This window comes from Prauserella salsuginis, assembly GCF_024648885.1.
In the GTDB taxonomy this organism is placed as follows: domain Bacteria; phylum Actinomycetota; class Actinomycetes; order Mycobacteriales; family Pseudonocardiaceae; genus Prauserella; species Prauserella salsuginis.
On record NZ_JANBBF010000008.1, the window covers coordinates 225,408 to 250,079 of the forward strand.

Annotated in this window: 28 protein-coding genes; 7 read left to right on the plus strand and 21 right to left on the minus strand. The window is 71.7% G+C overall.

Features of this window, described 5'->3' with window-relative positions; genetic code table 11:
* Positions 1-38: 38 nt before the first annotated feature.
* The 14 genes from clsA to rpmB form a co-directional block, all read right to left on the minus strand.
* Positions 39-608, minus strand: a complete 570-nt coding sequence (gene clsA / locus LY40_RS02520) for a cardiolipin synthase ClsA (protein ID WP_183786377.1) — start codon at positions 606-608, stop codon at positions 39-41.
* A 705-nt stretch (positions 609-1,313) separates the two neighbouring features.
* Entirely contained in the window at positions 1,314-3,041 is a 1,728-nt protein-coding gene (locus tag LY40_RS02525) for an AMP-binding protein (RefSeq protein ID WP_258935818.1), read from the minus strand.
* 41 nt (positions 3,042-3,082) lie between these two features.
* Positions 3,083-3,931: a crotonase/enoyl-CoA hydratase family protein gene (locus LY40_RS02530; protein ID WP_258935819.1), complete on the minus strand. Its 849-nt coding sequence runs from the start codon at positions 3,929-3,931 to the stop codon at positions 3,083-3,085.
* Between the two features lie 125 nt (positions 3,932-4,056).
* Positions 4,057-4,326: an HPr family phosphocarrier protein gene (locus LY40_RS02535; protein WP_258935820.1), complete on the minus strand. Its 270-nt coding sequence runs from the start codon at positions 4,324-4,326 to the stop codon at positions 4,057-4,059.
* Between the two features lie 21 nt (positions 4,327-4,347).
* Positions 4,348-5,910 carry a PTS fructose transporter subunit IIC gene (locus LY40_RS02540; RefSeq protein WP_258935821.1) on the minus strand — a complete coding sequence of 521 codons (1,563 nt, stop codon included), beginning with the start codon at positions 5,908-5,910 and terminating at the stop codon, positions 4,348-4,350.
* The gene (locus LY40_RS02545) at positions 5,907-6,359 is read right to left on the minus strand and encodes a PTS sugar transporter subunit IIA (RefSeq protein WP_183785801.1); all 453 of its coding nucleotides are present in this window, start codon (positions 6,357-6,359) and stop codon (positions 5,907-5,909) included. The genes LY40_RS02540 and LY40_RS02545 overlap by 4 nt, the downstream gene beginning before the upstream one ends.
* Position 6,360: 1 nt before the next feature.
* The gene (locus tag LY40_RS02550; protein ID WP_258935822.1) at positions 6,361-7,305 is read right to left on the minus strand and encodes a 1-phosphofructokinase family hexose kinase; all 945 of its coding nucleotides are present in this window, start codon (positions 7,303-7,305) and stop codon (positions 6,361-6,363) included.
* Complete coding sequence (locus LY40_RS02555) at positions 7,302-8,063, minus strand: DeoR/GlpR family DNA-binding transcription regulator (RefSeq protein WP_183785805.1); 762 nt, start codon at positions 8,061-8,063, stop codon at positions 7,302-7,304. The genes LY40_RS02550 and LY40_RS02555 overlap by 4 nt, the downstream gene beginning before the upstream one ends.
* 914 nt (positions 8,064-8,977) lie before the next feature.
* The gene (gene cobA, locus LY40_RS02560; RefSeq protein WP_183786378.1) at positions 8,978-10,225 is read right to left on the minus strand and encodes a uroporphyrinogen-III C-methyltransferase; all 1,248 of its coding nucleotides are present in this window, start codon (positions 10,223-10,225) and stop codon (positions 8,978-8,980) included.
* Between the two features lie 38 nt (positions 10,226-10,263).
* Positions 10,264-10,716, minus strand: coding sequence for an ankyrin repeat domain-containing protein (locus tag LY40_RS02565; RefSeq protein WP_258935823.1), 453 nt, complete (start codon positions 10,714-10,716; stop codon positions 10,264-10,266).
* 56 nt (positions 10,717-10,772) lie between these two features.
* Positions 10,773-11,003: a 30S ribosomal protein S18 gene (rpsR, locus tag LY40_RS02570; RefSeq protein ID WP_183785809.1), complete on the minus strand. Its 231-nt coding sequence runs from the start codon at positions 11,001-11,003 to the stop codon at positions 10,773-10,775.
* A 10-nt stretch (positions 11,004-11,013) separates the two neighbouring features.
* A complete protein-coding gene (rpsN, locus tag LY40_RS02575; RefSeq protein WP_183785818.1) occupies positions 11,014-11,319 on the minus strand; it encodes a 30S ribosomal protein S14 in 306 nt (101 codons plus the stop codon).
* On the minus strand, positions 11,319-11,486 hold the full coding sequence (gene rpmG, locus LY40_RS02580; RefSeq protein WP_183785820.1) for a 50S ribosomal protein L33: 168 nt from the start codon (positions 11,484-11,486) through the stop codon (positions 11,319-11,321). Before rpmG ends, rpsN begins: the two co-directional genes overlap by 1 nt.
* Positions 11,486-11,722 (minus strand): 50S ribosomal protein L28, encoded by a 237-nt coding sequence (rpmB, locus tag LY40_RS02585; RefSeq protein ID WP_258935824.1) that lies wholly within the window; start codon positions 11,720-11,722, stop codon positions 11,486-11,488. The genes rpmG and rpmB overlap by 1 nt, the downstream gene beginning before the upstream one ends.
* 50 nt (positions 11,723-11,772) lie before the next feature.
* Here rpmB and mrf point away from each other — a divergent pair, with 50 nt between their 5' ends.
* Positions 11,773-13,023 carry a ribosome hibernation factor-recruiting GTPase MRF gene (gene mrf / locus LY40_RS02590; protein ID WP_258935825.1) on the plus strand — a complete coding sequence of 417 codons (1,251 nt, stop codon included), beginning with the start codon at positions 11,773-11,775 and terminating at the stop codon, positions 13,021-13,023.
* A gap of 7 nt (positions 13,024-13,030) precedes the next feature.
* Positions 13,031-13,303, plus strand: a complete 273-nt coding sequence (locus LY40_RS02595) for a type B 50S ribosomal protein L31 (RefSeq protein WP_183785826.1) — start codon at positions 13,031-13,033, stop codon at positions 13,301-13,303.
* On the opposite strand, the gene LY40_RS02600 is transcribed toward LY40_RS02595, so the two are convergent.
* The 4 genes from LY40_RS02600 to LY40_RS02615 form a co-directional block, all read right to left on the minus strand.
* On the minus strand, positions 13,304-14,776 hold the full coding sequence (locus tag LY40_RS02600; RefSeq protein WP_258935826.1) for a pyridoxal phosphate-dependent decarboxylase family protein: 1,473 nt from the start codon (positions 14,774-14,776) through the stop codon (positions 13,304-13,306).
* Positions 14,773-16,119 (minus strand): MFS transporter, encoded by a 1,347-nt coding sequence (locus LY40_RS02605; RefSeq protein ID WP_258935827.1) that lies wholly within the window; start codon positions 16,117-16,119, stop codon positions 14,773-14,775. The genes LY40_RS02600 and LY40_RS02605 overlap by 4 nt, the downstream gene beginning before the upstream one ends.
* A gap of 122 nt (positions 16,120-16,241) precedes the next feature.
* Positions 16,242-17,261: an LLM class F420-dependent oxidoreductase gene (locus LY40_RS02610; protein WP_183785830.1), complete on the minus strand. Its 1,020-nt coding sequence runs from the start codon at positions 17,259-17,261 to the stop codon at positions 16,242-16,244.
* A 97-nt stretch (positions 17,262-17,358) separates the two neighbouring features.
* Positions 17,359-18,321, minus strand: a complete 963-nt coding sequence (locus LY40_RS02615) for an oxygenase MpaB family protein (protein WP_183785832.1) — start codon at positions 18,319-18,321, stop codon at positions 17,359-17,361.
* 91 nt (positions 18,322-18,412) lie between these two features.
* On the opposite strand from LY40_RS02615, the gene LY40_RS02620 reads away from it, so the two are divergent.
* Positions 18,413-19,024, plus strand: coding sequence for a TetR/AcrR family transcriptional regulator (locus tag LY40_RS02620; RefSeq protein ID WP_258935828.1), 612 nt, complete (start codon positions 18,413-18,415; stop codon positions 19,022-19,024).
* Positions 19,025-19,035: 11 nt separating this feature from the next.
* On the opposite strand, the gene dmpG is transcribed toward LY40_RS02620, so the two are convergent.
* Both dmpG and LY40_RS02630 read right to left on the minus strand, forming a co-directional pair.
* Positions 19,036-20,064, minus strand: coding sequence for a 4-hydroxy-2-oxovalerate aldolase (gene dmpG / locus LY40_RS02625; protein ID WP_183785836.1), 1,029 nt, complete (start codon positions 20,062-20,064; stop codon positions 19,036-19,038).
* Positions 20,061-20,978: an acetaldehyde dehydrogenase (acetylating) gene (locus LY40_RS02630; RefSeq protein ID WP_183785838.1), complete on the minus strand. Its 918-nt coding sequence runs from the start codon at positions 20,976-20,978 to the stop codon at positions 20,061-20,063. Before LY40_RS02630 ends, dmpG begins: the two co-directional genes overlap by 4 nt.
* 244 nt (positions 20,979-21,222) lie before the next feature.
* Here LY40_RS02630 and LY40_RS02635 point away from each other — a divergent pair, with 244 nt between their 5' ends.
* Positions 21,223-21,930, plus strand: a complete 708-nt coding sequence (locus LY40_RS02635) for an IclR family transcriptional regulator (protein WP_228726493.1) — start codon at positions 21,223-21,225, stop codon at positions 21,928-21,930.
* A gap of 141 nt (positions 21,931-22,071) precedes the next feature.
* Positions 22,072-22,470: a pyridoxamine 5'-phosphate oxidase family protein gene (locus LY40_RS02640; RefSeq protein ID WP_183785842.1), complete on the plus strand. Its 399-nt coding sequence runs from the start codon at positions 22,072-22,074 to the stop codon at positions 22,468-22,470.
* Positions 22,471-22,495: 25 nt separating this feature from the next.
* On the opposite strand, the gene LY40_RS02645 is transcribed toward LY40_RS02640, so the two are convergent.
* A complete protein-coding gene (locus LY40_RS02645) occupies positions 22,496-23,203 on the minus strand; it encodes an MBL fold metallo-hydrolase (protein WP_183785844.1) in 708 nt (235 codons plus the stop codon).
* A gap of 203 nt (positions 23,204-23,406) precedes the next feature.
* Between LY40_RS02645 and LY40_RS02650 the strand changes: the two genes are divergently transcribed.
* Together LY40_RS02650 and dprE2 are read left to right on the plus strand one after the other, a co-directional pair.
* Positions 23,407-23,880 carry a hypothetical protein gene (locus tag LY40_RS02650; protein WP_258935829.1) on the plus strand — a complete coding sequence of 158 codons (474 nt, stop codon included), beginning with the start codon at positions 23,407-23,409 and terminating at the stop codon, positions 23,878-23,880.
* 30 nt (positions 23,881-23,910) lie between these two features.
* Complete coding sequence (gene dprE2, locus LY40_RS02655) at positions 23,911-24,654, plus strand: decaprenylphospho-beta-D-erythro-pentofuranosid-2-ulose 2-reductase (protein WP_183785848.1); 744 nt, start codon at positions 23,911-23,913, stop codon at positions 24,652-24,654.
* Positions 24,655-24,672: the final 18 nt, after the last annotated feature.

Here is a 24,672-nt window from a genome sequence, read left to right on the forward strand (position 1 = left end):
CGTCGCCGCCGGCCGTCCGGCGGGCACGTTCCGGCCGTTCAGCCCGCCGCCTCGCGCCTCCGGTCACGGCGGTCGCGCGTCACGGCCAGCAGGGTCTGCGCCGCGTAGAGCGCACCGGACCACACGTAGAGCACGCCGCCCCAGATCGTGAAGGCGTAGGCGAGCGGAGCCGCGACCGCGGCCGCGGTCGAATCGCCCTGAACCAGCAGCAACAACGGGAAGGCGTACATGAGGACGAACGTGGCGCCCTTGCCGACGTAGGTGACCTCCGGTGGTTCGAACCGGTTGTGCCGCAGCACCAGCAGGCAGATCCCCGCGACGGCCTCACGCAGCAGCAGGACGGCGACGGCCCACCACGGGATGATGTCGCGGAGCAGGAACGCCACGAGCGTGGCGACGATGTAGAGCCGGTCGGCCGCCGGGTCGAGCAGCTGGCCCAGCCGGCTCATCTGATTCAGCCAGCGGGCGAGTTTGCCGTCGAGCCAGTCGGTCAGCCCGCTGAACACGAGGATCGCCAGTGCCCAACCGTCGGCGTGGGGGCCGAGCAGCAGCCACAGGAACACCGGGACGCCGGCCAACCGCAGAATCGACAGCAGGTTCGGCGCCATGACGGCCTGCCGCAGCAGGGACGGCCCGTCCGTGCCGGAGGACGCGGTCGTCACAGGCTGGCCGCCCTCGTCCTCGCGGCCCACCGTACCCCCTGCGCCCACCTTCTCTTCCGAGAACTGGTCGCGGGCTCCCCGGCCCGCGCTCTCCCCCGACCCCGCAGACTCGTTCACCCGTTCACCGTATCGAGTCGCCGGCCAGGGGTGAGGTGGCCGGGCTCACGGGCGTTTCGGCCACCAGGCCCTGCGGTACCGGTGGCGCGACGAGGGATCCGACGACGGTCACCGGGAGCGGTGGTAGCTCCAGCCACGGCGGCGCAGTTCGTCACCGGTGAGGGCCTGCGGCCGGCCGTGCCGGTCCATGCCCATCCACCGCGGACGGCCGGTGGGGTTCTCGAGCACGTACGGCCTGCCCTGACTCCACACGACCGTGCAAGGCGTCGTCGGTGGCGCACTCGTCGGCTGCCGAGTCGTGGTGTCCCGGCGCGCGGGCGCCTGGGGGGACGCCGTTGCATCCCGCTGCGCGCCGGGAGTCCAGGCGTCGGAAGTCCGGGCAGTACCTTGCTCACTATCGTTCATCACTCTGGTTATCGGCCGGGACGGGCCCGGCGTTAACGGGCCGCCGCACGGTTCACCCGTCCGCGCGGCGACCCCGCCGGCACCAATTCGGTCCATAATGGACGTTCCAGGCAGACGGTCCCCGTCCGATCAGCCCTTCAACCCCGGGAAATCCTCGTCGCGGAACTCCCCCGCCGGACGCTCCGCGGCGTCGTTCTCCTTGCCACGCAACTCGACCCTGCGGATCTTGCCGGAGATCGTTTTCGGCAGCTCGCCGAATTCGAGCCTGCGCACCCGCTTGTACGGCGCCAGGTGCTCGCGGCAGAACGCCAGGATGCTCTCCGCGGTCGCACCGTCGGGCTCGTGCCCCGACGCCAGCACGACGTACGCCTTCGGCACGGCCAGGCGGATCGGGTCGGGAGCGGGCACGACGGCCGCCTCGGCGACCGCCTCGTGTTCCAGCAGCACGCTCTCCAACTCGAACGGTGAGATGCGGTAGTCGGAGGCCTTGAACACGTCGTCGGTACGGCCGACGTAGGTGATGTAGCCGTCCTCGTCGATCGATCCGACGTCACCGGTGTGGTAGTAGCCGTCGGCGAACGCCGTGGCCGTGCGCTCCTCGTCGCCGGCGTACCCGACCATCAGGCCGGTCGGGCGCCGCGACAGGTCGAGGCACAGCTCGCCCTCCGTGGCCGGCTCTCCGCTGGCCGGGTCGACCAGCACGACGTCGAAGCCCGGCACCGCACGGCCCATCGATCCCGGCTTGACCTCCTGCCCCGGTGTGTTGGCGATCTGCACCGTGGTCTCGGTCTGGCCGAACCCGTCGCGGATGGTCACTCCCCACGCGGCCCGCACCTGCTCGATGACCTCAGGATTCAGTGGCTCGCCCGCACCGACCACCTTCGTGGGCGGCGTCGGCAACGCGCTCAGGTCCGCCTGGATGAGCATCCGCCACACCGTCGGCGGAGCGCAGAAGCTCGTGACGCCGCACCGCTCCAGCTGCGCCAGCAGGGCGTCGGCGTCGAAGCGCGTGTAGTTGTACAGGAACACCGTGGCCTCCGCGTTCCACGGCGCGAACACGTTGCTCCAGGCGTGCTTGGCCCAGCCCGGCGACGCGACGTTCAGGTGCACGTCGCCGGGTTCGAGGCCGATCCAATACATCGTCGACAGGTGCCCCGCCGGGTACGACACGTGTGTGTGCTGCACCAGCTTCGGCTTCGCCGTCGTGCCCGAGGTGAAGTACAGCAGCAGCGGGTCGGCCGCCTGTGTCGGCCCGTCCGGGGTGAACGCGTCGTCGGCCGAGTAGGCGTCGGTGTACGACAGCCAACCGCCCGCGGGCTCACCGACGGCGATGCGTGTGTAACCGCCGGGAACGTCGGCGAACTTCTCCGCGTCGACCGACCGCGCCACGACGTGCCGCGCCTCTCCCCGATCGACGCGGTCCCGCAGGTCGGCCGGTCCCAGCAGTGTCGTCGCCGGGATGAGCACGGCACCGAGTTTGATCGCGGCGAGGATCGTCTCCCACAGCTCGACCTGGTTGCCGAGCATCAGGATCAGCCGGTCCCCGCGCTGCACGCCCTGGGCGCGCAGCCAGTTCGCCACCTGGTTCGATCGCCGCGACAGCTCCGGGTAGGTCCACCGGCCCTCGGTGCCGTCCTCCTCGACGATCCACAGTGCGTAGCGCTCGGCGTTGGCCGGATCGGCCGCCACGCGGTCGAACCAGTCGAGCGCCCAGTTGAACTCGGTCAGCTCGGGCCAGCGGAACTCCGCGCGGGCCGTGTCGTAGTCCTCCCTGTGGGCCACCAGGAAATCCCGGGCCCGCCGGAACTCGTCGTGACCGTCCCCGCTCGAGTGGGCGGTGTGGGCCTCGTTGCTCACGTTCGTGCTTCTCCTCGCTCGCCGTTTCCTGCTGCCTGGCGCTATTCGCCGGTGAAGTGGGGCCGGCGCTTCTCCAGGAACGCCTGCACCGCCTCGCCGAGGTCCTTGCTGGGCAGGAACGCCGCGTTCCACGCGGACACGTACCGCAGCCCGGCGTCGACCTGCTGCTCGGTGCCCATGGACAGTACGTCCTTGATCCCCCGCACGACCAGCGGAGGATTGGCCGCCAGCTCGGCGGCCAGCTCGCGGGCGGCGGCCAGCAGCGCGTCCCGATCCGGGTAGGTGTCGTTGACGAGACCGATCTTCTCGGCGCGTGCGGCGTCGATGTCCTTGCCGGTGAGCGCGAGCTCCCGCAGGTGCCCCTCCCCGATGATCGCGCCGAGGCGCTGCAGGCTGCCGATGTCGGCGACGATCGCGACCTTGACCTCCCGCACGCTGAACTGTGCGTCAGCGCTGGCCAGCCGAATGTCGGCACCCGCGATGAGGTCGACCCCGCCGCCGATGCACCAGCCGGACACAGCGGCGATCACCGGCGTCCGGCACTTGGCGACCGTGCTGACGGCGTCCTGCATCGTGCGCACCTCGTCGAGGAAGCGAGTGCGCGGACCCGCCTGGGCGTCCCCGGCGAGGAACTCGCTCCACCCGGGCAGCATCGCGTTCAGGTCGAGGCCGTACGAGAAGTGCTTGCCGCTGCCTGCCAGCACGATCGCCCGTACCTCGGGGTCGGCGTCGAGCGCGCGGAAGACCAGCGGCAGCTCGCGCCAGAAATCCGGGCCCATCGCGTTGCCCTTGGCGGGACCGAGGAGGGTGACCTCGGCGATGTGACCGTCACGGCGGATGTCGAAGGCGACCGGATTCTCGGGCAGTGCTGCGGTGTTCTCGGCGTTCATGGCCGTCATCCTCGCTCACCGCCCCGCCACCACCGACAGGACCCGCCCGCACCGGCGCGCCGCCGCGTCGGCCGGTGTCGGGACGGCATCGGCCGGGCGGCGGATCGCCACCCGGCCCACGCGCTTCACGCCTCGTCGTGATCGGTGGCGACGACCTCGGCGAGTTCGTCCAGGACTCGCTCGGCGTCGGGCCCGTCGGCGCGCAGGACGACCTCGTCGCCGTTGCGGGCACCGAGCCCGATCACCGACAGCACGCTGCGCGCGTCGACCGGATCGGCATCGGCCTTGCCGATCGTCACGGGCACCGGCTGGCTCGCCGCCGCCTTGGCGAACACGGCAGCGGGCCTGGCGTGCAGGCCCACCGCCGAGCCCACGGTCACGTGACGTTCCACCATCGGGTGCTCCTTCCGTTGCGGCTAACCCTGCTGGGCGCCGATGAGTCCGTGTTCCGGTGCCCCGGCCTGGGCGTCCTGCCGGGCGGGCCGCTCGCGGCGGCCGAGGAAACTCTTGGCCGCTACGAGGCAGCCGCAGGTGACGACCATGCCGGCGGCGACGGCCACGAGATACAGCAGCGGCGAGCCGACGAGTCCGAGTACCCAGATCCCGCCGTGGGGTGCGGGCGAGGTGGCGCCGAACGCCACGACGAGGGCGCCGGTCGTGGCACTGCCTGCCATCAACGACGGGATCACGCGCAGCGGGTCGGCCGCGGCGAACGGGATGGCGCCCTCGGTGATGAACGACAGCCCGAGCAGCCAGGCGGCCTTGCCCGCGTCGCGCTCCGCGCGCGTGAACAACCGTCGACGGACGACGGTCGCGAGGGCCAGCCCCAGCGGGGGTGTCATCCCGGCCGCCATGACCGCCGCCATGATCACGGTGTCCCCGCTGGCCAGTGCCGCGATGCCGAACGTGTAGGCGACCTTGTTCACCGGGCCGCCCGTGTCGAAGGCCATCATGAGGCCGAGCAGACCGCCGAGCAGCCACGCCGTGCCGCCGGAGAGCCCGGCGAGCCAGTCGGTCATCCCGCTCTGCGCCGCGGCGATCGGTTCGCCGACGACCACGAGCATCAACAGGCCCACCACGAAGCACGCCACGAGCGGGATCACCACGACGGGCATCACCCCGGCCACACCGCGCGGCACCCTGATCCGCTTCAGCCCCATGACGACGAAACCCGCCAGCAGACCGGACACGAGGCCGCCGAGGAACCCGGCGCCGATCGCGCTCGCCAGGAGCCCGCCGACGATGCCCGGCGCGATGCCGGGCCGGTCGGCCATGCCGAACGCGATGAACCCGGACAGCACCGGAACGAGCATGTCGAACGCCGTGGAGCCGACTTTGAACAGCACGCCCGCGATCCCCGCCTCGCCGAGGAGGTCGGCCGGGTCGGAGATGCCGTCGTAGTGCACGCCGCGGAAGTCTCCGCCGTCCACCACGGCCGCGATCTCGGCACCGCCGATCAGGAACGCGATCGCGATGAGGATGCCGCCCGCCGCGACGAACGGGATCATGTAGCTCACGCCGGTCATCAGCCACTGACGCACCCGCGTGCCCGCCCCGGTGCGCGCCTCGACCGCGTTCTCCGGTTCGGCTGCCGACGAGGCCGATTCCGGCGCACCTGCCGGCTCGGCCTCGGTCTCGGCATCGGTCCCGGTCTCGGCCGGCGCCGCCGCGGCGGACCGGGCGGCGGCCGTGGCCTGGTCGATGAGCGCGGCGGCGTCGTTGATCGCGGCCTTCACACCTGCCGTGACCTGTGGCTTGTCCGCGAACCGCTCACGGTCGCGGACGTCGACGTCGGCGGCGAACACGACCGCGTCGGCGGCCGCGATGTCGTCGCCACCCAGCGGGGCCGAGCCCGCCGAGCCCTGCGTCTCGACGGCGATCTCGTGCCCGGCGGCCGTCGCGGCCTGTTCGAGGGCCTCTGCGGCCATATAGGTGTGCGCGATGCCGGTGGGGCACGACGTGACGGCGACGAACTTCATTGTCCGAACACCTCCTCGCGGACGAGCCGCACGACGGACTCCGCGTCGGAGGCGTCGAGCAGCGACTGGCGGAACGACTGGTGCATCAGGCGCCGGGCGAGCGCGCCGAGCACGGTGAGGTGCTCGTCGCCGCCGCCCTCGGGCGCCGCGATGAGGAAGATCAGGTGTGCCGGGCCGTCCGAGGCGCCGAAGTCCACACCGGACTTGCTGCGCCCGAAACCCAGTGTGGGTTCGGTGACGTGCACCGACCTTGCGTGCGGGATGCCGATGCCGCCTTCGATGCCGGTGGGCATCTGCGCCTCACGTTCGCGCAGGTCGGCGAGGAACCCGTCGAGGTCGCCGACGCGGCCAGCCGCGGCCAGCCGCTTCGCGAGGTCGGCGGTGACCTCCTCGCGGTCACTGCCGCGGAGATCGAGGTCGACGAAATCGGCGGTGATGAGTTCGGCCATGTCAGCGCTCCTCTTCGAGTACGCGATCGCCGTCGACCGCGGGGTGGATCGTGACGCCGACACGGTCGACGTCGGGCGGCGCCGGCATCCGGCTGCCGGCGAGCCCGGTGGCGGCGGCGCCCCATGCGAGCGCCGGGCCGAGGGCGTCCCTCCCGCCGCCGGCGGCGAGGAACCCGGCGAGCAACGCGTCGCCGGCACCCACGCTGCTGCGGGCGGCGTCGACGGGCGCCTCGCCGTGCAGGACGCCGCGGGAGTCAGCGAGCAAAGCGCCGTCGGGACCGAGGCTGGCGAGCACGGCCCGCGCCCCGCGGGCCCGCAGCACCTCGGCTGCCCGCGCGGCGTCGCCGAGGGTGCGGACGGGAACGCCCGCGCACGCCGCGAGCTCCTCCCGGTTCGGTTTGACCAGGTCGGGCTCGGCGGCGAGACTCCGCGCGAGCGCGGGACCCGACGAGTCGACGGCCACGCGGACACCGGCCGCGTGCGCCGAGGCGACCAGCCGCGCATAGCAGTCGTCGGCGGCCTCAGGCGGCAGACTGCCGCAGCCTGCGATCCAGGTCGTGTCGTGCCCGCACGCAGCGAGCGTGGCGTCGAGCAGCGCGTTGAGTTCCGTGTCCGCACACGCCGGCCCCGGCAGGTTGAGCTTGGTGACCGTGCCGTCCGGCTCGGCGAGCGTGATGTTGGTACGGGTCCCCTCGGCAACCGGCACCGCGTGGACGGCGACACCCTGCTCGTCGAGCAGCTCGGTGAGCCGGGCGCCCTCGGCGCCGCCGGCGAGCAGGACGGCCGCGGTCTTACGGCCGTGCGCGGCGAGCGCGCGGGAGACGTTGACGCCTTTGCCGCCGGGGTCCACATGGGACCGCTGCGCCCGCAGCACCTCGCCGCGGCGCAGGGACCCGACTTCGACGGTGTGGTCGATGCTCGGGTTGGGGGTCATGGTGACGATCACGACCGCACCACCTCGGGCCCGGCGGCGGCGAGCTGTTCCTCCAACTCGGGGGCCAGTCCGCTGTCGGTGACGATCACGTCCGCATCGGATAGGTCGCCGAAGCGTGCGAGACAGTCGTTGCCTGCCTTCGTGTGATCGGCGAGCACGACCACCCGGCGGGCCGCGTGGATCATCGCCCGTTTCACCGCGGCCTCGCCGGTGTCGGGGGTGGTCAGGCCACGTTCGGCGGACATGCCGTTGGTGCCGAGGAAGGCTACGTCGACGTAGGTGTCGGCGAGGGCGCGCAGCGTCCAGTCCTCGACGGCCGCCATCGTGCGGCCCCGGACCTTTCCGCCCAGCAGCAGGACCGTCAGCTGAGGCCGGACCGCGAGCGACGCGACGAGCGGCACCGCGTTGGTCACGACGGTCAGCTCACGATCGTTGGGCAGGATCTCGGCGAACCGCGCGGTGGTGGTGCCCGCGTCGAGCAGGATCGAGCCTTCTGCGGGCAGTTCGGCGAGGGCGGCCTTCGCGATGCGCTCCTTCTCCGAGGTCAGGACCGCGTCGCGATCGGCGAGACCGGGCTCGAACCCGAGCCGTTCGACCGGAATCGCGCCCCCGTGCACGCGGCGGAGCAGGCCCTGCCGTTCGAGGACGGTGAGGTCCCGCCGGACCGTCTCCGTGGTGACGTCGAAGTCGGCGGCGAGCTCGGCCACGTCGGCGCGACCCTCGGCGCGGGCCCGCTCGGCGATCTTCCGTTGACGCTCCTGTGCGTACATGTGGCTTTCCTTGCCGGTTTGCTTTGGTTTAGTTGGTTATATGTGGGTTACCGGCAGATGTCAACCGTGCAGGAAGCACAGCCGCCGCCGTCGAGACCGTGTCGCGACCCCGAGGGCGCGTGTGGTCGCGCTGCGGAGCGCGTGTTGCGGCTGCGGAGCTCGGGTTGCGACCTCCGGATGCCGCGACCCACCTCGGTGGCGTCACCGGCGGCCGACGGACACGCGGCGCGGTAACGGCTGGGCCCGCCACCGAGCACGTACAGCGGAACGACGCGGCGGAGAACGACGCAGTGGCGAGAACGGCGCGGCGAAGAGGGCGGAGAAGAGCGCGGCGACGAAGGACAGAGCGTCCCGAGAAACCAGCCACGAAAGAAACGGACCACGGAGGAACAGCGTCCCGAAAGAACAGCGTCCCGAAAGAACAGCGCCGTGAGACAACAGCGCTGTGAGACAACAGCGCCGTGGACTCTCAACCACCCCACCGACAACGGGTTTCAGAGAGCGCCGCGAGAGAAGAGCCCCATGAAAGAGAGGAGCGCGCCGTGAAAGAACGGCGCCGCGCGAGCACAGCGGCACCGCAAGAAATCACGGGACTGCAGCACTGAAAGAACTCCGGCACCGAAAGAACTCCAGCACCGAAAGAAACCCGGCACCGAAGGAACAGCGCCGTGAAAGAACAGCGCCGTGAAAGAACAGCGGCACCGGACAACGCAGCACGGCGCGGAAGCACGCGACGGCACAGGTGCAACGGCACCGGCGCGGCGACGGAGCGGGCGCGGCGCGCCACGCTCAGCCGGAGACCACGGTGACACCGGCAGCCACCGCCGTTGCCGGGAGCCTCCTGCGGGTGGATGCCGGGCACATCCGCACCGGCAGGAGGCCGCCCGGGGCGGGCGGTCACGCGGTGGACGGGGTCAGGACTCCTGACCGAGCAGGTCGACGACCGGGCCGATCACCGTCACCGCGGGCGGCCGCATCCCTTCGCGGGCGGCATCGGCACCCACTTCCTTCAGGGTCGAGCGCAGCACCTTCTGCGTGCGCATGGTGCCGTCCTGGATCATCGCGACCGGCGTGTCGGCGGGCCTGCCCGCGGTCATCAGCGCATCGGCGAACCGGTCGATCCGCTCGACGCCCATCATCAGCACGATCGTGCCGCGCATGCGGCCCAGCGCGTCCCAGTCGGTCAGCGACGTCTCGTGGTCCGGCGGTACGTGCCCGGACACGACGACGACCTCGTGGGTGACGCCGCGGTGGGTCACCGGCACGTCGGCGAGAGCCGGGACGGCGAACGCACTGGTGATGCCGGGCACGACCGAGACCGCCACCCCGGCTTCCGCGCAGGCGAGCAGCTCTTCGAAGCCGCGGCCGAACACGTACGGATCGCCGCCCTTGAGGCGGACCACGAACTTGCCCGCCTTCGCGTTGTCGATCAACGCGCTGTTGATGACGTCCTGACTGGCCGCGCGGCCGTACGGGATCTTCGCGGCATCGATCACCTGGACGTGCGGCGGCAGTTCGTCGAGCAGTTCGCGCGGCGCGAGCCGGTCCACCACCACGACGTCGGCGCGGGCCAGCAACCTGCGGCCGCGCACGGTGATCAGCTCGGCGTCACCGGGCCCGCCTCCGACCAGCGCGACGCCGGGTTCGGGGCGACGGGCGTCACCGGCCGCGTCCTGGCCGTAGCCGGGCCCGGGATCGGCCGCTGCGCCGGATCGCAGTGCGTCCAGGAGGCTGTCGCGCACGACGGCGGACCGCTGGGGCTCCCCACCGGACAGCACACCCACCAGCACGCCGTCGTTGCCGCCCACCGCCGGTGTCACGGCACTGCCGTCGGGGCCCGAGTCGGCCCGGACACAGAAGATGCGGCGACGTTCGGCCTCGGCGCACACGGCGGCGTTGACCTCCGCGTCGTCCGTGCACGCCAGGGCGTACCACGCGTCGGCGAGATCGCCGTCGGTGTAGTCCCGCCGGGTCCAGGTGATCTCGCCCTCGTCCGCCATCGCTCCGACCGACGGGGTGGTGTCCGGGGACACGAGTTCGATGACGGCCCCTGCCTTGACCAGGCGTGGCAGCCGCCGTTGAGCGACGGTGCCGCCGCCCACGACGACCACGCGCCGCCCGGTGAGGTCGAGTCCGACCAGGTAGTGCTCCTCCTGCGCCATGCCAGTCAGCATGACGGCACCCTGTCAGGTGCGTGCGCTCAGGGCCTACGCAACGTGAGCAGTTCCTCTGCGCCGAACATCCGAGCGGTCTCCACGGCGGTCGGCTGACCGGCGTGCGGATTGGCGCCGCCGTCGAGCAGCACACGCACCACGTCGGCCTCCCCCTTGAACACCGCACCGGCCAGCGGACTCTGGCCGCGGTCGTTGAGCCGGTCGGGGTCGGCGCCGCGGCGCAGCAGTGCGGTGACCGTCCCGGCGTGGCCGTGGTACGCGGCGAGCATCACGAGGGTGTCGCCGCTGTCGTTGGACAGGTTCACCGGCACGCCGGCGTCCACGTAGGCGGCCAGCGTGTCGGTCTCGCCGCGACGTGCGAAGTCGAACACCCGCGCCGCGAGTTCCAGCAGCTCCGGGTCGATCTCGGCGCCGACAGCGGGCGGCCCGCCCGTGCCGCCCGCTCGCCCGGGTGCGGTGTCTCGCTGCCGCTCCGTCATGCAGCCAGGGTGACACGTTCCGGCGCGCGGTGCCCGGCGCCGGAACGCGCGCGTGGTCAGCCCTTCTTGACCGGGTAGGGCAGCAGCGCCATCTCGCGGGCATTCTTGATCGCCCGTGCGACGTCCTTCTGCTCCCGCGGGGTCAGGCCGGTGATCCGGCGGGCCCGGATCTTGCCGCGGTCGGACACGAACTTGCGCAGCAGGGCGGTGTCCTTCCAGTCGACGTGCTCGACACCCTCGGCGCGCAACAGATTCCGCTTGCGGCGCTTCTGCGGTGCAGGCTTCACCGATCTCCTCCTACCAGCTCGACTTGCTCACACCGGGCAACTCGCCCCGATGCGCCATCTCACGCAACCGGATCCGGGACAGGCCGAAGGCGCCGTAGTAGGCGCGCGGGCGGCCGTCGACGGCGTCCCGGTTCCGGATCCGGGTGGGGCTCGCGTCGCGTGGCAGCTTCTGCAGCGCGGACACGGCTGCGCTCTTCTGCTCCGCCGTGCTCTGCGGCGAGCGCACCGTCTCCTTGAGTGCCGCGCGACGTTCGGCATGGCGAGCGGCGACGACCTTGCGCTGCTCGTTCTTCGCGATCTTCGACTTCTTGGCCATCAGCGCTCCTCCCGAAACTCGACGTGCCTGCGGGCGAGCGGGTCGTACTTGCGCAGCACCATGCGGTCGGGATTGTTACGCCGGTTCTTCCGCGTCACGTACGTGTAGCCGGTGCCGGCAGTAGAGCGCAGTTTGATGATCGGGCGCACGTCGGTGGTGCTCGCCATCAGAGCTTCTCCCCTCGTGCGCGCAGGTCCGCCACGACGGCGTCGATCCCGCGCTTGTCGATCGTCTTCATGCCCTTCACCGAGACCCGGAGCCGCACCCAGCGGTTCTCGGAGGGAACCCAGTAGCGACACGTCTGGATGTTCGGTTCCCAGCGCCGTGAGGTGCGCCGGTGCGAGTGCGAGACCTGCTTGCCGTAGCCCGGCGCGCGGCCGGTGACCTGGCAGATCGCCGACATCGACCCTCCCTAATTGGTGTTGATAATCGTTTTCATTTACAGTACACGACGTGATCGATCTGCACCGCACACCCCTGGTCCTGCTCTCCGGCCTCGCCGAGCCACCGGTCCGACTGCTCGCCGACCGGCTCACGGCCACCTCCGGCACCGCCCTCGTCCACCACGATCTGCGCCACACCGGTGACGGCGTCATTCGGCGACTCGTCCGCCTCGGCACGGCGGAGCGGATCGAGACCGTGCCACTCGACCACGACTGCGTGTCCTGCACGCTGCGCCAGGACCTGCTGCCACTGGTGCGTGCGCTGTCGCGACGTCCCGAGGTGGAGCGCATCGTCGTCCGGCTGGACGAGGCGTTGGAGCCGGAACTCGTGTGCCAGGAACTGCACACGGCACTGGTCGACGACACACCCGTGACCGAGGACGTCGAGGTGGAGGCCGTGATCACGGCGATCGACCAGGCGTCCTGGCTCGCGGCTGCCACCGGCGATGCCGCACTCGACGAGGTCGACCTGCACGCGGGGCACGACGACGACCGCACCCTCGCCCAGGTCGCGGTGGCCCAGGCCGAATTCGCCGACGTCCTCGTGTTGGCAGGCGAGGCGCCGGACGCCTGGACAGCGGCGCGCACCGGGGCCGTCCTTCAGCGGCTGGCACCCCGCGCCGCCCTGCTGGACCTGTGCGGGGCCGACACCGACCGGATGCTCGGCGCCGTGCCCGACGAGGGTCACCGGGGAAAGCCCCGCGACCCGCACGGCCCTGTGGTGACCGGACAGCCGCCGCTCGACCCGGACTGCGGCGTCACGCTCCTGACGTTCGCCGCAGGGCGCCCGTTCCATCCGCAACGGCTGCACGAGGCACTGGACGTCCTGCTCGACGGCGTCGTGCGCACGCGCGGCCGCGCGTGGCTGGCAGGCAGGCCCGACGATCACCTGTGGGTCGAGTCCGCGGGCGGTGGCCTCGGCATCCGCCTCGCCGGCGGCTGGCTGGACTCGCCGCACGGTCCCGACTGGGACGAGGCCTCGCCGGAACACCGCACCTTCGCCGCGCTCCGATGGCACCCGGTGTGGGGCGACCGGGTGCAGGAACTCGCCGTGGTCGCGCATCGGGCCGATCCGGCCGACATCGACCACACCCTGCGTGGCGCGCTACTCACCGACGCCGAACTCGCCGAAGGACCGGAGGCCTGGCGCCACTACCCCGACCCGTTCGCCGCGGGACCCGACGAGCCCCGCGACGACACCGCCGGCGCCGCACCCGCGAGCGTCGGCGACTCCCCCACGATCCGACAGGACGAAAGGTGACGCACGAATGAAGCCCGATATCCACCCCGAGTACCACCCGGTGGTCTTCCAGGACGCCAACACCGGGGACCGGTTCCTGACACGGTCGACGGCCACCTCGGACCGCACGACCGAATGGGAGGACGGCACCACGTATCCGCTCGTGACCGTCGAGATCAGCTCCGCGTCACACCCGTTCTGGACGGGCACGCAGCGGATCATGGACAGCGCGGGACAGGTGGAGAAGTTCCGCCGCCGCTACGGCACCTCACCCGGGCGCGGCGGCGCGAACGGGCGCTGATCACGGCCGGTACAGCAGGCCGAGGAACTCGGCGAGCAGCCGTTCCCGCAGCCGCGGCGACGCCGCGGCGAGCATCGTGTTGATCTCGGCCATCCGTTCCGGCAACCGGAGCGGATGGCCGGGCTCGGCACCGTCGCCGGTGGCCGGGTCCAGACCGGCCGCGGCGAGTACGCCGGCGAACTGCTGCTCGGTGAGCGTATCCGGGTCGAGGGCGCCGATGAGTGCCGCGAGGTCGGCGTCGATCGTCACCGGGCCTGCGGCGCGGGCGGCGCCGACCGCCTCCTGCACCGCCGTCAGCAGCGCGTCCTCGTGGCCTCGGTTCGAAGCGGTGACCGTCAGGTGCAGGTTGGCGGGCGAGGACCGGTGCGGGAACTGCGGCTGCACGTGCCAGCCGCGGGCGGCCAGCTCGTCGGCGACCGTGAACAGGTCGAACCCCGGTTCCCCGTCCAGCGCGACGGCCAGGAGTGTCGCATCGGGATCGCCGAGGACCCGCAGTCCGTCGATCGCCGCGAGGCCATCGCGGATCCGCTCGGTGGCGGCGCGGGCGGACAGGGCCAGCTGCGCGTAGCCGTCGTCGCCGACGTGGCGGACGACGGCCCACGCGGCGGCTATCGGACCACCCGACCGTGTCGACTGCAACGTCGGGTTGAGCATCGTGTAGCCCGGCCAGTCAGCGCTGGCGAAGTAGTGTCCGCGGCGCTGCTCCGGACCGGCGTGCAGCAGCACCGACACGCCTTTGGCGCAGTAGGCGTACTTGTGCAGGTCCACCGACAGGCTCGTGACCCCGGGAACGGACAGGTCGAACACCGGCGGCCGCCCGTCCGCATCACCGCGCCGCAGGTACGGCAACACCCAACCGCCGATGCACGCGTCGACGTGCATTCTCGCGCCACGATCCCCGGCCACCGCCGCGAGTTCGGCGATCGGATCGACGACGCCGTGGGCGTACGACGGTGCGCTCCCCACGACGAGCACGGTCGTGTCGTCGACGGCGGCCGCCGTCGCGACCGGATCGGCGCGGAAGGTGACGGGATCCACCGGCACATCGACGACGCGGACACCGAACAGGTGCCCCGCCTTGCGGAACGCCGCGTGCACCGTCGACGGGACGACGACCGAAGGGTCCGCGACGTCCCGCCGCCCCTCGCGCGCGGCCAGCACGGCCAGCAGGCACGACTCGGTACCGCCGGACGTCGCCGTCCCGACCGCGTCCGGTCCCCCACCGAGCAGGCCGATCGCCGCGGCGACCAGGTCGTTCTCCATGCGCAGCAGGCTGGGGAAGGCCGTCGGATCGAGTCCGTTGGCCGACACGGCCGCCGCATGCGCACGTGCGGCCAGCTCGTCGAGCTCGGCGAGACCGCTGTCGTAGACGTAGGCGAGCGTGCGTCCGCCGTGGGTGGGCGCGTCGCCGCTCCGTAGCCGGGTGAGTTCGGCGAGCACTTCCTCCACACCGAGGGTCGCGCCGGGGATCACGCGCCGCCTCCCCCGGCCGCCGCTCCCGTGTCCCGTTCGGGCCGCCGGTCACCGAGGACGCTCCGCCGCAGCAACGGCAGCGCCAGCGCGACGAACACGGCCGGCAGCACGGAGAAGCCGAGGGCGATCGCCGTGACCGCGCTGTCGGGCTGGGTGGCCGCGGCCTGCCCGCTCGAGACGTAGCCGCCGACGGCCAGCACGAGCCCGAACAGACCGGGGCCCACGGCGAGGCCGAGCGTTTCGGCGGCGGTCCACACCCCGGCGGTGATCCCCGCCCTGGTGGCGCCGGTCCGCTCCTCCTCCGCGGAGATCAGGTCCGGCAGGATCGCCAGCGGGAACACCTGGATGCCGGCATAGCCCACCCCGGCGATCGCGACGAAGACGAACACCGCCGGGATCGCCATCATCGGGGAGAACGCGAGGGCGCCGAGGGCGCCGGCCAGCAGCACGGACGACACGCGGAAGCCCGTGAGTTTGCCGCCGCTGCGGCCTATGCGGTCCCACACGGGCATGACCAGCAATGCCGGGCCGACGAATCCGGCGAACAGCATCGACTGCAGGTCCGGATCACCGAGCACGTACCGCGCGACGTAGTTGACGCCGGCCAGCAGCGTCGCGACGCCGAGTGCCTGCAGGAAGTAGACCGCCAGCAGCCAGCGGAACGCCCGCCAGGACCGCATGGTGCGCAGCAGTTCGCGCCATCCCGGTGTGGGTTCGCGCAGCCTGCCGACGGGTGCCCCACGCGTGCCCGCGTAGACGGCGACGGCGCCGAGCGCGATGAGTACGCCGACGAACACGCCCATGACGCGGTAGCCGGTGGTACCGCCGAGCCCGCTCGCGATGGCGGGCGCGACCGCGCCGGAGACGAGGATCGCCAGTGCCAGCACGCCGATGCGCCAGGTCGTCAACCGCGTGCGCTCGTGGTAGTCCTCGGTCAGTTCCGCGGGCAGTGCGTTGAACGGCACCTGGAAGAAGGCGAACGCCGTGGCACAGACGAAGAACACGACCACGACGTAGCCGGCGTCCGCGGCCGTCGACCCGAGCCCGGGACCGGCGAACAGCGCCGCGAAGCAGGCGGCCAGCACCAGTCCGCCGACCAGCAGGAACGGCCTGCGACTCCCGTGTTTGCGCAACACGCCGTCCGAGATTCGCCCGGCGACGGGGTTGAACAGCACGTCCCACGCCTTCGGCAGCAGCACGATCGCCCCCGCCAGCGCGGCCGGCACCGCCATCGTGTCGGTCAGGTACGGCAACAGCAGCAGACCCGGCACCGTCCCGAACGCGCCCGTGGCGAACGACCCGAGCGAGTATCCGAGACGGGTCCTGGTCCCCAGCGCCGACATGCTCCTCCTCGGACGATGTGAGTGGAGGAATCGTGTCACCCCCGCCACATCACCCGAATGCGACCCCGCCACGCAACGGCCGGGCGGGCCGGTGTGTCGGTTGTGCCGGCGCGCTCGGCGCGTCAGGACAGCGCGTCGGCCACGCGGCGCAGCGTCGCGGCGTCACCGCGGATCAGCAACGTGGTCACGACCGTCTCCTCCCATGCCTGCAGCTCGTCGCGGATCTTCGCCGGCGGGCCGATCAGGGACGTGTCCTCCACCAGTGCTGTGGGGATCGCCGCGGTGGCCTCCTCCTTGCGGCCCGCGAGGTAGAGGTCCTGGACCTTGTCGGCGACGTCGGCGTAGCCCATGCGTGCGAACACGTCGTGGTGGAAGTTGACGTCCTTGGCACCCATGCCGCCGATGTAGAGCGCCAACGACGGCTTGATCATCGCAGCCGCCTGTTCGACGTCGTCGTGCACGATGACGGGGACCGACGCGGCCACCTCGAAATCGTCCGGCCGATGCCCGCGTGCGGTGAAGCCCTCGTCGAGCGCCGCGCGGTAGAACGCGTCGCTCTTCGGCGAGAAGAACAGCGGCAGCCAGCCGTCGCAGATCTCCGCCGACAGCGCCACGTTCTTCGGCCCCTCGGCGGCGAGGTGGATCGGGATGCGCGGCCGCAGCGGATGCACCGTGGATTTGAGCGGCTTGCCCAGGCCGGTGCCTCCCTGCAGCGGCAGCTGGTACTGCTTGCCGTCGTGGGTGACCGGCGCCTCGCGGGCCACGACCTGCCGCACGATGTCGACGTATTCGCGCGTTCTGGCGAGGGGTTTCGGGTACGGCTGGCCGTACCAGCCTTCGACGACCTGCGGGCCGGATGCGCCGATCCCGAGGACGAACCGTCCGCCGGAGAGATGGTCCAGGGTCAGCGCGGCCATCGCCGTGGCGGTCGGCGTGCGGGCAGACATCTGGATGATGTTGGTGCCGAGCGTGACCCGGGAGGTCGCCGACCCCCACCAGGCGAGCGGGGTCAGGGCGTCGGAGCCGTAGCCTTCGGCGGTCCACACCGAGTCGAACCCGAGCTGTTCGGCCGTCGTGATCGCCTCGAGCGCGCCGTCCGGCGGGCCGGACGACCAGTAGCCGAGGTGGTAACCGAGCTTCACGTCGCACTCTCCTTCACCTGCGCGGTCCCGGGACGTCGCTGCCGTTCCAGTCACTGCCGTTCATGTCGCTGCCGTTCGAGTTACTGCCGCCGCCGGTTCATCCCGTGGGCCGGTGTTCGGCGGGCACATAGTGGGTGGGCCGCGACCGCTCCGCCACGGGTGGCAGATTCCGTGGCGGGGTCTCGACGGTCGGGGCCGTGGCCGGCTCCTTGCCGAGAGCGCGCCGCCAGCCCGCTCTCGCGCGTGGATGGTAGCGCCGTTGCCACGGCACGAAACGGAACGCGAACCCGATCGCGGTGCCCACCAGGCGGTGCAGCCGCTCGTCGCGGGGCGTCCAGGTGTAGCCGAGCCGTTCGCGTACCGGCGGGTCGTACATGCCGACCGTCAGCCACACGAAGCTGCGGTGCACGACCGGCCGCACGAGTGTCCACAGCGGACTCGGCAGCCGGGCGAGCAGCGGTGGTCTGCCGATCCGGGAGAGATCGAGCACGTCGCGGGTGGCCCGGTTGTCCTCGAGCACCTCCCGGCACATGTGGTCCCAGTACTCCTGGAACTCCTCCCATGTGTCCGGCACCGGCCGCATGGACATGCCGTACATCCGGTACCAGCGTTTGTGCTCGTCGAACAGCTGCCGCCGCTGCGACTCGGTCAGTCCGCCCATGAAGTTCTCGGCGATGATCAGCGTGCTGACGAAGAAGGTCGCGTGCGCCCAGTAGAACGTGCCGGGGTTGAGGGCGTGGTAGCGGCGGCCGAACCTGTCGGTGCCCTTGATGGTGTCGTGATAGCCCCGCACCTCTCGTGCCGTGGCGTGGGCCCGGGGCCCGTCGTAGATCACCCCGCCGATCGGGTACAGCGAGCGGAACAACCGCTGCCAGCGTTCGTCGAAGAACCGCGAGTGCTGCTCGACGCCGGCACCGAGCTCGGGGTGCATGTTCTGCATGCTGCCCGCCCACAGCGCGATGAGCAGTCCCCGCCAGTCGCCGAAGATGTGCCACGTGAGCGAATCGGGTCCGAGCGGCTCCGGATCGCGCCCTGCGACTCGCGACGGGGGCTGTGTCATCGTCGACTCCCCAAATGTGACTACGACCGTTGTCAATCTCGTGACTCACGGTACGGTCGACAACGTTCGTGGTCAATCGAGGGACGTACACATGACGACCGAAAGTCGCACCTGGGCGGGGACGACACTGGCCGACCGCAAGGCCGCCCGCAGGCAGCAGCTGCTCGACTCCGGGCTGACCCTGCTCGGCTCCGAGGACGGCGCCGCTCTCAGCGTGCGTGCCGTCTGCCGCCACAGCAGGCTCACCGAACGCTACTTCTACGAAAACTTCGCCGACCGCGACGAACTCATCGCGGCCGTCTACGACGCGCTCGCCGCCGAAGCACACCGCGTCCTCGTCGACGCCGTGGCGGCCGCGCCCACCCACGACCGCCCGGCCAGGGCGAAGGCCGCGGTCACCGCCTTCGTCGAGCTGATCATCGACGACCCCCGCAAAGGTCGCGTACTGCTGCTGGCACCGCTCTCCCACCCCGCGCTGAGCCGCAGCGGCGTACAGCGCATCCCGATGTTCGCCGCGCTCGTGCGGGACGAGCTCTCCGCCAACGCCGACGAGGAGGACCGCGCGATGACGGCCACCGCACTGGTGGGCGGACTCGCCAATCTGTTCACCGCCTACCTCGACGGCACCCTCGACGTCAGCCGCGACCGGCTCGTCGCCCACTGCGTCAAGCTCGTGCTCGGCGTCGACGCCCTGCACAGCTGAGCGCACCCCGCTCACACGCCCACGGCGCCCTCGCGCTCGGCCACGAGTTCCAGTGCGATGTCGATGATCATGTCCTCCTGGCCGCCGACGTAGCGCCGCTCACCGACGCGGTAGAGGATCTCGTGCGCGGGCACGCCGTACCGCTCGGCCGCACGTTCGGCGTGAAGCAGGAAGCTCGAGTACACACCACCGAAGCCCTGCACGATCGACGAGCGGTCCATGACCGGCAGGCGCGTGATGAACGGCTTCACGACGTTCTCCGCCGCGTCCATCAGCGCATCCTTGTCCACCCCGGTCTCGACCCCGAGTCGTTCGAACGTCGCGGCGAGCACCTCGGTCGGCGAGTTGCCGGCGCCGGCGCCGAGCGCGACGAGCGACCCGTCGATCTGCCGCGCGCCCGCACGGTGGGCCAATACCGAGTTGGCCACGCCGAAGCTGAGGTTCTGGTGCCCGTGATAGCCGACCTGCGCGTCGTCGCCGAGTTCGGCCACCAACGCCGCGACGCGGTCCGAGGCGCCCTCCAGGATGAGCGCGCCCGCGGAGTCGACGACGTACACACACTGACAGCCCGCGTCGGCCATGATCCGCGCCTGCTTCGCCAGCGCCTCCGGCTCGGACATGTGCGAGAGCATCAGGAATCCGACGGTCTCCAGGCCGAGCTCCCTGGCTGCGGTGAAGTGCTGCACCGACACATCGGCCTCGGTGCAGTGTGTCGCGATGCGCACCGCCCCCGCACCGAGGTCCGCCGCGGCCCGCAGGTCGGTCACCGTGCCGAGCCCCGGCAGGAGCAGCACCGCGATCCGTGCCTGCCGCGCCTCCTCGACGGCCGCGGCGATCAGCGTTCTCTCGTCGACGAGCGAGAAGCCGTAGTTGAACGTCGATCCGCCGAGCCCGTCGCCGTGGCTGACCTCGATGAGCGACACCCCCGCGCCGTCGAGCGCGCGCACGGTGTCGCGCACGTGCCGCTCGGTGAACCGGTGCGCCATGGCGTGGCTGCCGTCGCGCAGCGTCGTGTCGACGATCCGGACCGGGCCCGTCATGCGTGCACCGCCTTCGTCTCGAGGATCCGCTCCGCGACGAGTTCGCCGACCCGCGCGGCAGCGGCGGTCATGATGTCCAGGTTTCCGGCGTAGGCAGGCAGGTAGTCGCCGCCCCCTGCCACTTCCAGGAACACCCCGACGCGGGCGCGGCCGTTCCAGTCGGGGCGCGGGTCGTCGAACTGTGGCTCGGCCTTGAGCGTGTAGCCGGGCACGTACTCCTGTACGCGCCGGACCGTGTCGTGAATGGACTGTGCGACGGCCTCGCGGTCGGCGTCCGGATCGATGGCGCAGAACACCGTGTCCCGCATGATCATCGGCGGGTCCATCGGATTGATGATGATGACCGCCTTGCCGCGTTCGGCGCCGCCGACCACCTCGAGACCGTGCGCGGTCGTCTCGGTGAACTCGTCGATGTTGGCGCGCGTACCCGGTCCCGCGGACCGCGACGACACGGACGCCACGATCTCGGCGTACGGCACGGCGGTGACGCTGCTGACCGCGTGCACGATCGGGATCGTCGCCTGCCCGCCGCAGGTGATCATGTTCACGTTGGGCGCGTCGAGGTGCTCCTGCAGGTTCACGACCGGGCACGTGAACGGGCCGGTCGCCGCCGGGGTCAGATCGACCGCCCTGATGCCGGCCTCCGCGTAGCGCGGCGCAGCCGCCAGGTGCGCCTTCGCCGACGTCGCGTCGAACACCAGGTCCGGTGCCTCGTCCCGGGCCAACAGCCAGTCGACACCGCCCGCCGAGGCCTGCACGCCGAGTTTCTCGGCACGCGCCAGGCCGTCCGAGGCCGGGTCGACGCCCACCATGTACCGGACCTCGACGAGGTCGCTGCGCTGCAGTTTCGCCAGCAAATCGGTGCCGATGTTGCCGGGGCCGACGATCGCGGCCACCGCTCGAGATCTGCTCATGGGGATGACGCTGCGGCACCGCATGCGCCAGGATCAACGCATGTGTCCCGCTCATCGGAACGAAGAGGCAGACCGCGGCCCGCACCGCGCCGGTCAGTCCGTGTCACCGGACGGCGCCGCATCACCTGCGCACCCCGCCGCGGCCGGGAACGACGCCGAGTCGGCCGTCCGTGACACTCCCGTCCGTGACGCCCCGGTCCACGGCGCCGCGCCGACAGACGAGACCACCTCGACGGCCTCCCGGCTGGCCGCACTGCTGTCGGCGTTCCGCCCCGGGGACGAGGCCCTCGGCGTGTCCGAACTGGCCCGCAGGACCGGCGTGCCGAAGTCGACCACGCACCGCCTCACCGCCCACCTGGTGGACGAGGGACTGCTCGACCCGGCGGGCAAAGGCAGACTCCGGCTCGCGCTGAAGCTGTTCGAGATCGGCCAGCTCGCCGTGGCCCAGCGGGGCCTGGTCGACACAGCCCGGCCCTACCTCGCCGATCTGCGCGAAGCGACACGCAACACCGCGCACCTGGCCGTGCTGGAAGGCACCGAGGTCGTCTACCTCGACATTCTCCGCGGCCCCGACGCTCCGACACTGCCCTCACGCGTGGGCGGCCGGTTTCCCGCGCACGCCACGTCGGTCGGCAAGGCGATCCTGGCCTTCTCCTCGGAGTCCGTTGTGGACGGTGTGATCACGGCCGGGCTGAGCCGGATCAGCCCGCGCACCGTGACGGCGCCGGGGCTGTTCCGGTCCCAGTTGACCACGATCGCCCGCGAGGGGATCGCCTACGACAGGGAGGAGTCCGGCGTCGGCGTGGTCTGCGCCGGCGCACCGCTGCTCGGCTCGGACGGCACCGCCGTCGGCGCAGTGTCACTGTCCGGCTGGACGAACCGGATGCGTCTCGAGCGGGTCGCCCCGGCCGTCCGCACCGCCGCGCTGACCCTGTCCCGGCTCCTGCCCTGAACGGCCTCCGGCAGCGACGTTCCCCTGCCCGGGACTCCACCCTGCCCACGTCCTCCACCCTGCCCACGTCCTCCGCCCTGCCCATGTCCTCGGCCGGCCGGTGTCGACGGCTGCCGTCGTCGCGGCGCATAGGGTGGGCGCATGTCCAGCCCACCCGAGCCGAGCGACGACGTGACCGAGTTCTGGCGCGAACGCCACATCGCGACACTGACGACATCGCGCGCCGACGGCACCCCGCACGTGGTGCCCGTCGGGGTGACCGTCGACGAGGAGTTCGCCGTCGCGCGGGTCATCTGCTCCGGCGACAGCGTCAAAGCCCGCAACGTCCGCCGCGGGGGTCCCGAAGGCCTTCCGGTGGCCATCAGCCAGGTCGACGGCCGCCGGTGGTCGACCCTCGAAGGGCGCGCCGTCGTCCGGGACGACGCGGACGCGGTGGCCGAGGCGGAGCGGCGCTACGCCGAGCGGTATCGCACGCCGCGCGTCAACCCCAAGCGCGTCGTCCTCGAGGTCACACTCACCCGCCGGCTGGGCATGCGCTGACCCCGGCGGCTGATCCGGCGCCGGATCAGCCGCCGAACATCGCGCGGAACTGCTCCAGCGACGAGGCGCGGTAGACGAAGTTGTTCTCCGTGACCTCCGACAGCGGTGCCGACGGCTCGGCCGAGTAGAGATGCCCCGGATGCACGACGGGATCACCGGAAAGCCGCGCCAGCGCCTGCAGGCTGTGATACATCGCGTCGGCGTCCCCGCCGGGGAAGTCCGTGCGTCCACAACCTTCCAGGAACAGCGTGTCGCCCGCGACCAGCTTGTCGCCGACGAGGAAACACTGACTCCCCGGGGTGTGCCCGGGCGTGTGCAGCAGCCGGATGCCGACGGCGCCGACGTCGAGCCGGTCGTCGTGCTCGTGCGCGACGAGGTCCTCGGAGACGCCGGTGGTGCGCCGCACCCACTCGGCCTCGGCATCGCTCACGTGCACCGGCACCTGCTGCCGTTCCAGCAGTTCGGCGAGCCCGGGCAGCGAGAACCCCATGAAGTCGCCGCCCACGTGGTCGGGGTGGTGATGCGTGACGAGCACGCCGGTCAGCCGCATGTCGTCGGCGGCCAACGTGTCGAGCAGGTCGCCCGCCGCGTACGCCGGATCGACGACCACGGCCTCCCGCGTCTCGGCGTCCCCGATGAGGTAGGCGAAGTTGCGCATCTGGGTCGCGACGGGATCGCCCACGGCGAAGTCCCGGCCCGCGAGCAACTGGCGGAAGTACAGCCGATCGGACATGGCGCGCAGGCTACCGGTCCCCGCCAGCGGGTACGCCGCCGCAGTCCCGGGTACCCCGCCACGCACGCGCACCACCCGGGCATCCGCGCGGCGGCGCCGGGCTCGCGGCGGCCGTTCGAGCGGCATCGGTGGCCGCGATGCGTGGCCGGGTGGTCACGGATGCGACAATCCCCGGACCTGAATCCGCCGGCGAGGAGGGCCTCATGCATATCGGACGAGCCGCCGCCGGCGTGGTGCTGGGTGTCGCGATCATGGTCACCGGCGTCGCGAGCGCGGCGCTCGATTCCGGCGCCGGCGACGAGAACCACCGCGCGTCCCCTCACTCGCCGTCGAGCACGGCCGAAACCCCCTCTCCCGGTCCCGCACCGGACATCGCCCGCCCGCACACGGTGCGCATCCATGTGTCCGGTCCGGACGACACCCTCATGCGCGTACTCCGCGGAGGCCACGGCACTCAGGTGGCGCTCGGCGGTGAACCGTTCGACCACTCCTTCACCGAACCGGCTGGCAGCGACGGCTATCTCGGGATTCAGGTCGCCGCGGCGAGTAAGCAAGCGGACGCGGCCGTGCACTGCCGCATCACCGTCGACGGCGACGTCGTCGCCCAGCAGCGCGCGGCGAGCCGGGACGAGACCGGACTGGCGCAGGTCCAGTGCACGGTGCCCCGTGGCGTCTAGCCGGGGTGCCGTCCGCCAGACTCGACGGCCATGAACGGAACCGTCGTCGTCCTCGGCGGGCGCAGCGAGATCGGGCTCGCCGTCGCCCTGCGTCTCGTCCGCGGTGGCGCCACCGAGGTCGTCCTCGCCGCTCGCCGCAGCCACGACCTCGACGAGCAGGAGCGAACCCTCCGCAACGCCGGGGCCACCTCCGTCGCGCGGGTCGAATTCGACGCCGACGACACGGCGCGGCACGCCGAGGTGCTGGGCGAGATCATGACCGCCCACGGCCCGGTCGGCGTCGTGATCACCGCATTCGGGATCCTCGGTGACCAGGCTCGCGCCGAACGTGACGCGGCGCACGCGCTGGAGATCGTCCACACCGACTACACCGCGCACGTCAGCGCCCTGACCCAGCTGGCGAGCCTGCTGCGTGCCCAGGGCAGCGGCAGCCTCGTCGTGTTCTCCTCGGTCGCCGGGATCCGGGTGCGCCGCGCCAACTACGTCTACGGCTCGGCGAAAGCCGGGCTCGACGGATTCGCGAGCGGCCTGGCCGATGCCCTGGCCGGCAGCGGCGTACACCTGCTGCTCGTGCGGCCGGGCTTCGTCGTCGGACGCATGACCGAAGGCATGTCGCCGGCCCCGTTCTCCAGCACACCGGACCAGGTCGCCGACGCCACCGTCGCCGCCCTGCGGGCGGGCCGCCACACCGCGTGGGTGCCGCGGATCCTGCGGCCGGTGTTCTTCGGCATGCGCCTGCTGCCGCGTGCGCTCTGGCGGCGCCTGCCCCGCTGAGCGCTCTCCCCCGCTCCC

Bases quoted from the DNA above. Each gene is read 5' to 3' on its own strand.
- clsA (WP_183786377.1), bottom strand. From the start codon at position 608: ATGGCGCCGAACCTGCTGTCGATTCTGCGGTTGGCCGGCGTCCCGGTG.
- LY40_RS02530 (WP_258935819.1), bottom strand. From the start codon at position 3,931: ATGAACGCCGAGAACACCGCAGCACTGCCCGAGAATCCGGTCGCCTTC.
- LY40_RS02535 (WP_258935820.1), bottom strand. From the start codon at position 4,326: ATGGTGGAACGTCACGTGACCGTGGGCTCGGCGGTGGGCCTGCACGCC.
- LY40_RS02540 (WP_258935821.1), bottom strand. From the start codon at position 5,910: ATGAAGTTCGTCGCCGTCACGTCGTGCCCCACCGGCATCGCGCACACC.
- LY40_RS02545 (WP_183785801.1), bottom strand. From the start codon at position 6,359: ATGGCCGAACTCATCACCGCCGATTTCGTCGACCTCGATCTCCGCGGC.
- LY40_RS02555 (WP_183785805.1), bottom strand. From the start codon at position 8,063: ATGTACGCACAGGAGCGTCAACGGAAGATCGCCGAGCGGGCCCGCGCC.
- cobA (WP_183786378.1), bottom strand. From the start codon at position 10,225: ATGGCGCAGGAGGAGCACTACCTGGTCGGACTCGACCTCACCGGGCGG.
- LY40_RS02565 (WP_258935823.1), bottom strand. From the start codon at position 10,716: ATGACGGAGCGGCAGCGAGACACCGCACCCGGGCGAGCGGGCGGCACG.
- rpsN (WP_183785818.1), bottom strand. From the start codon at position 11,319: ATGGCCAAGAAGTCGAAGATCGCGAAGAACGAGCAGCGCAAGGTCGTC.
- rpmG (WP_183785820.1), bottom strand. From the start codon at position 11,486: ATGGCGAGCACCACCGACGTGCGCCCGATCATCAAACTGCGCTCTACT.
- rpmB (WP_258935824.1), bottom strand. From the start codon at position 11,722: ATGTCGGCGATCTGCCAGGTCACCGGCCGCGCGCCGGGCTACGGCAAG.
- LY40_RS02595 (WP_183785826.1), top strand. From the start codon at position 13,031: ATGAAGCCCGATATCCACCCCGAGTACCACCCGGTGGTCTTCCAGGAC.
- LY40_RS02605 (WP_258935827.1), bottom strand. From the start codon at position 16,119: ATGTCGGCGCTGGGGACCAGGACCCGTCTCGGATACTCGCTCGGGTCG.
- LY40_RS02615 (WP_183785832.1), bottom strand. From the start codon at position 18,321: ATGACACAGCCCCCGTCGCGAGTCGCAGGGCGCGATCCGGAGCCGCTC.
- LY40_RS02620 (WP_258935828.1), top strand. From the start codon at position 18,413: ATGACGACCGAAAGTCGCACCTGGGCGGGGACGACACTGGCCGACCGC.
- dmpG (WP_183785836.1), bottom strand. From the start codon at position 20,064: ATGACGGGCCCGGTCCGGATCGTCGACACGACGCTGCGCGACGGCAGC.
- LY40_RS02630 (WP_183785838.1), bottom strand. From the start codon at position 20,978: ATGAGCAGATCTCGAGCGGTGGCCGCGATCGTCGGCCCCGGCAACATC.
- LY40_RS02640 (WP_183785842.1), top strand. From the start codon at position 22,072: ATGTCCAGCCCACCCGAGCCGAGCGACGACGTGACCGAGTTCTGGCGC.
- LY40_RS02645 (WP_183785844.1), bottom strand. From the start codon at position 23,203: ATGTCCGATCGGCTGTACTTCCGCCAGTTGCTCGCGGGCCGGGACTTC.
- LY40_RS02650 (WP_258935829.1), top strand. From the start codon at position 23,407: ATGCATATCGGACGAGCCGCCGCCGGCGTGGTGCTGGGTGTCGCGATC.
- dprE2 (WP_183785848.1), top strand. From the start codon at position 23,911: ATGAACGGAACCGTCGTCGTCCTCGGCGGGCGCAGCGAGATCGGGCTC.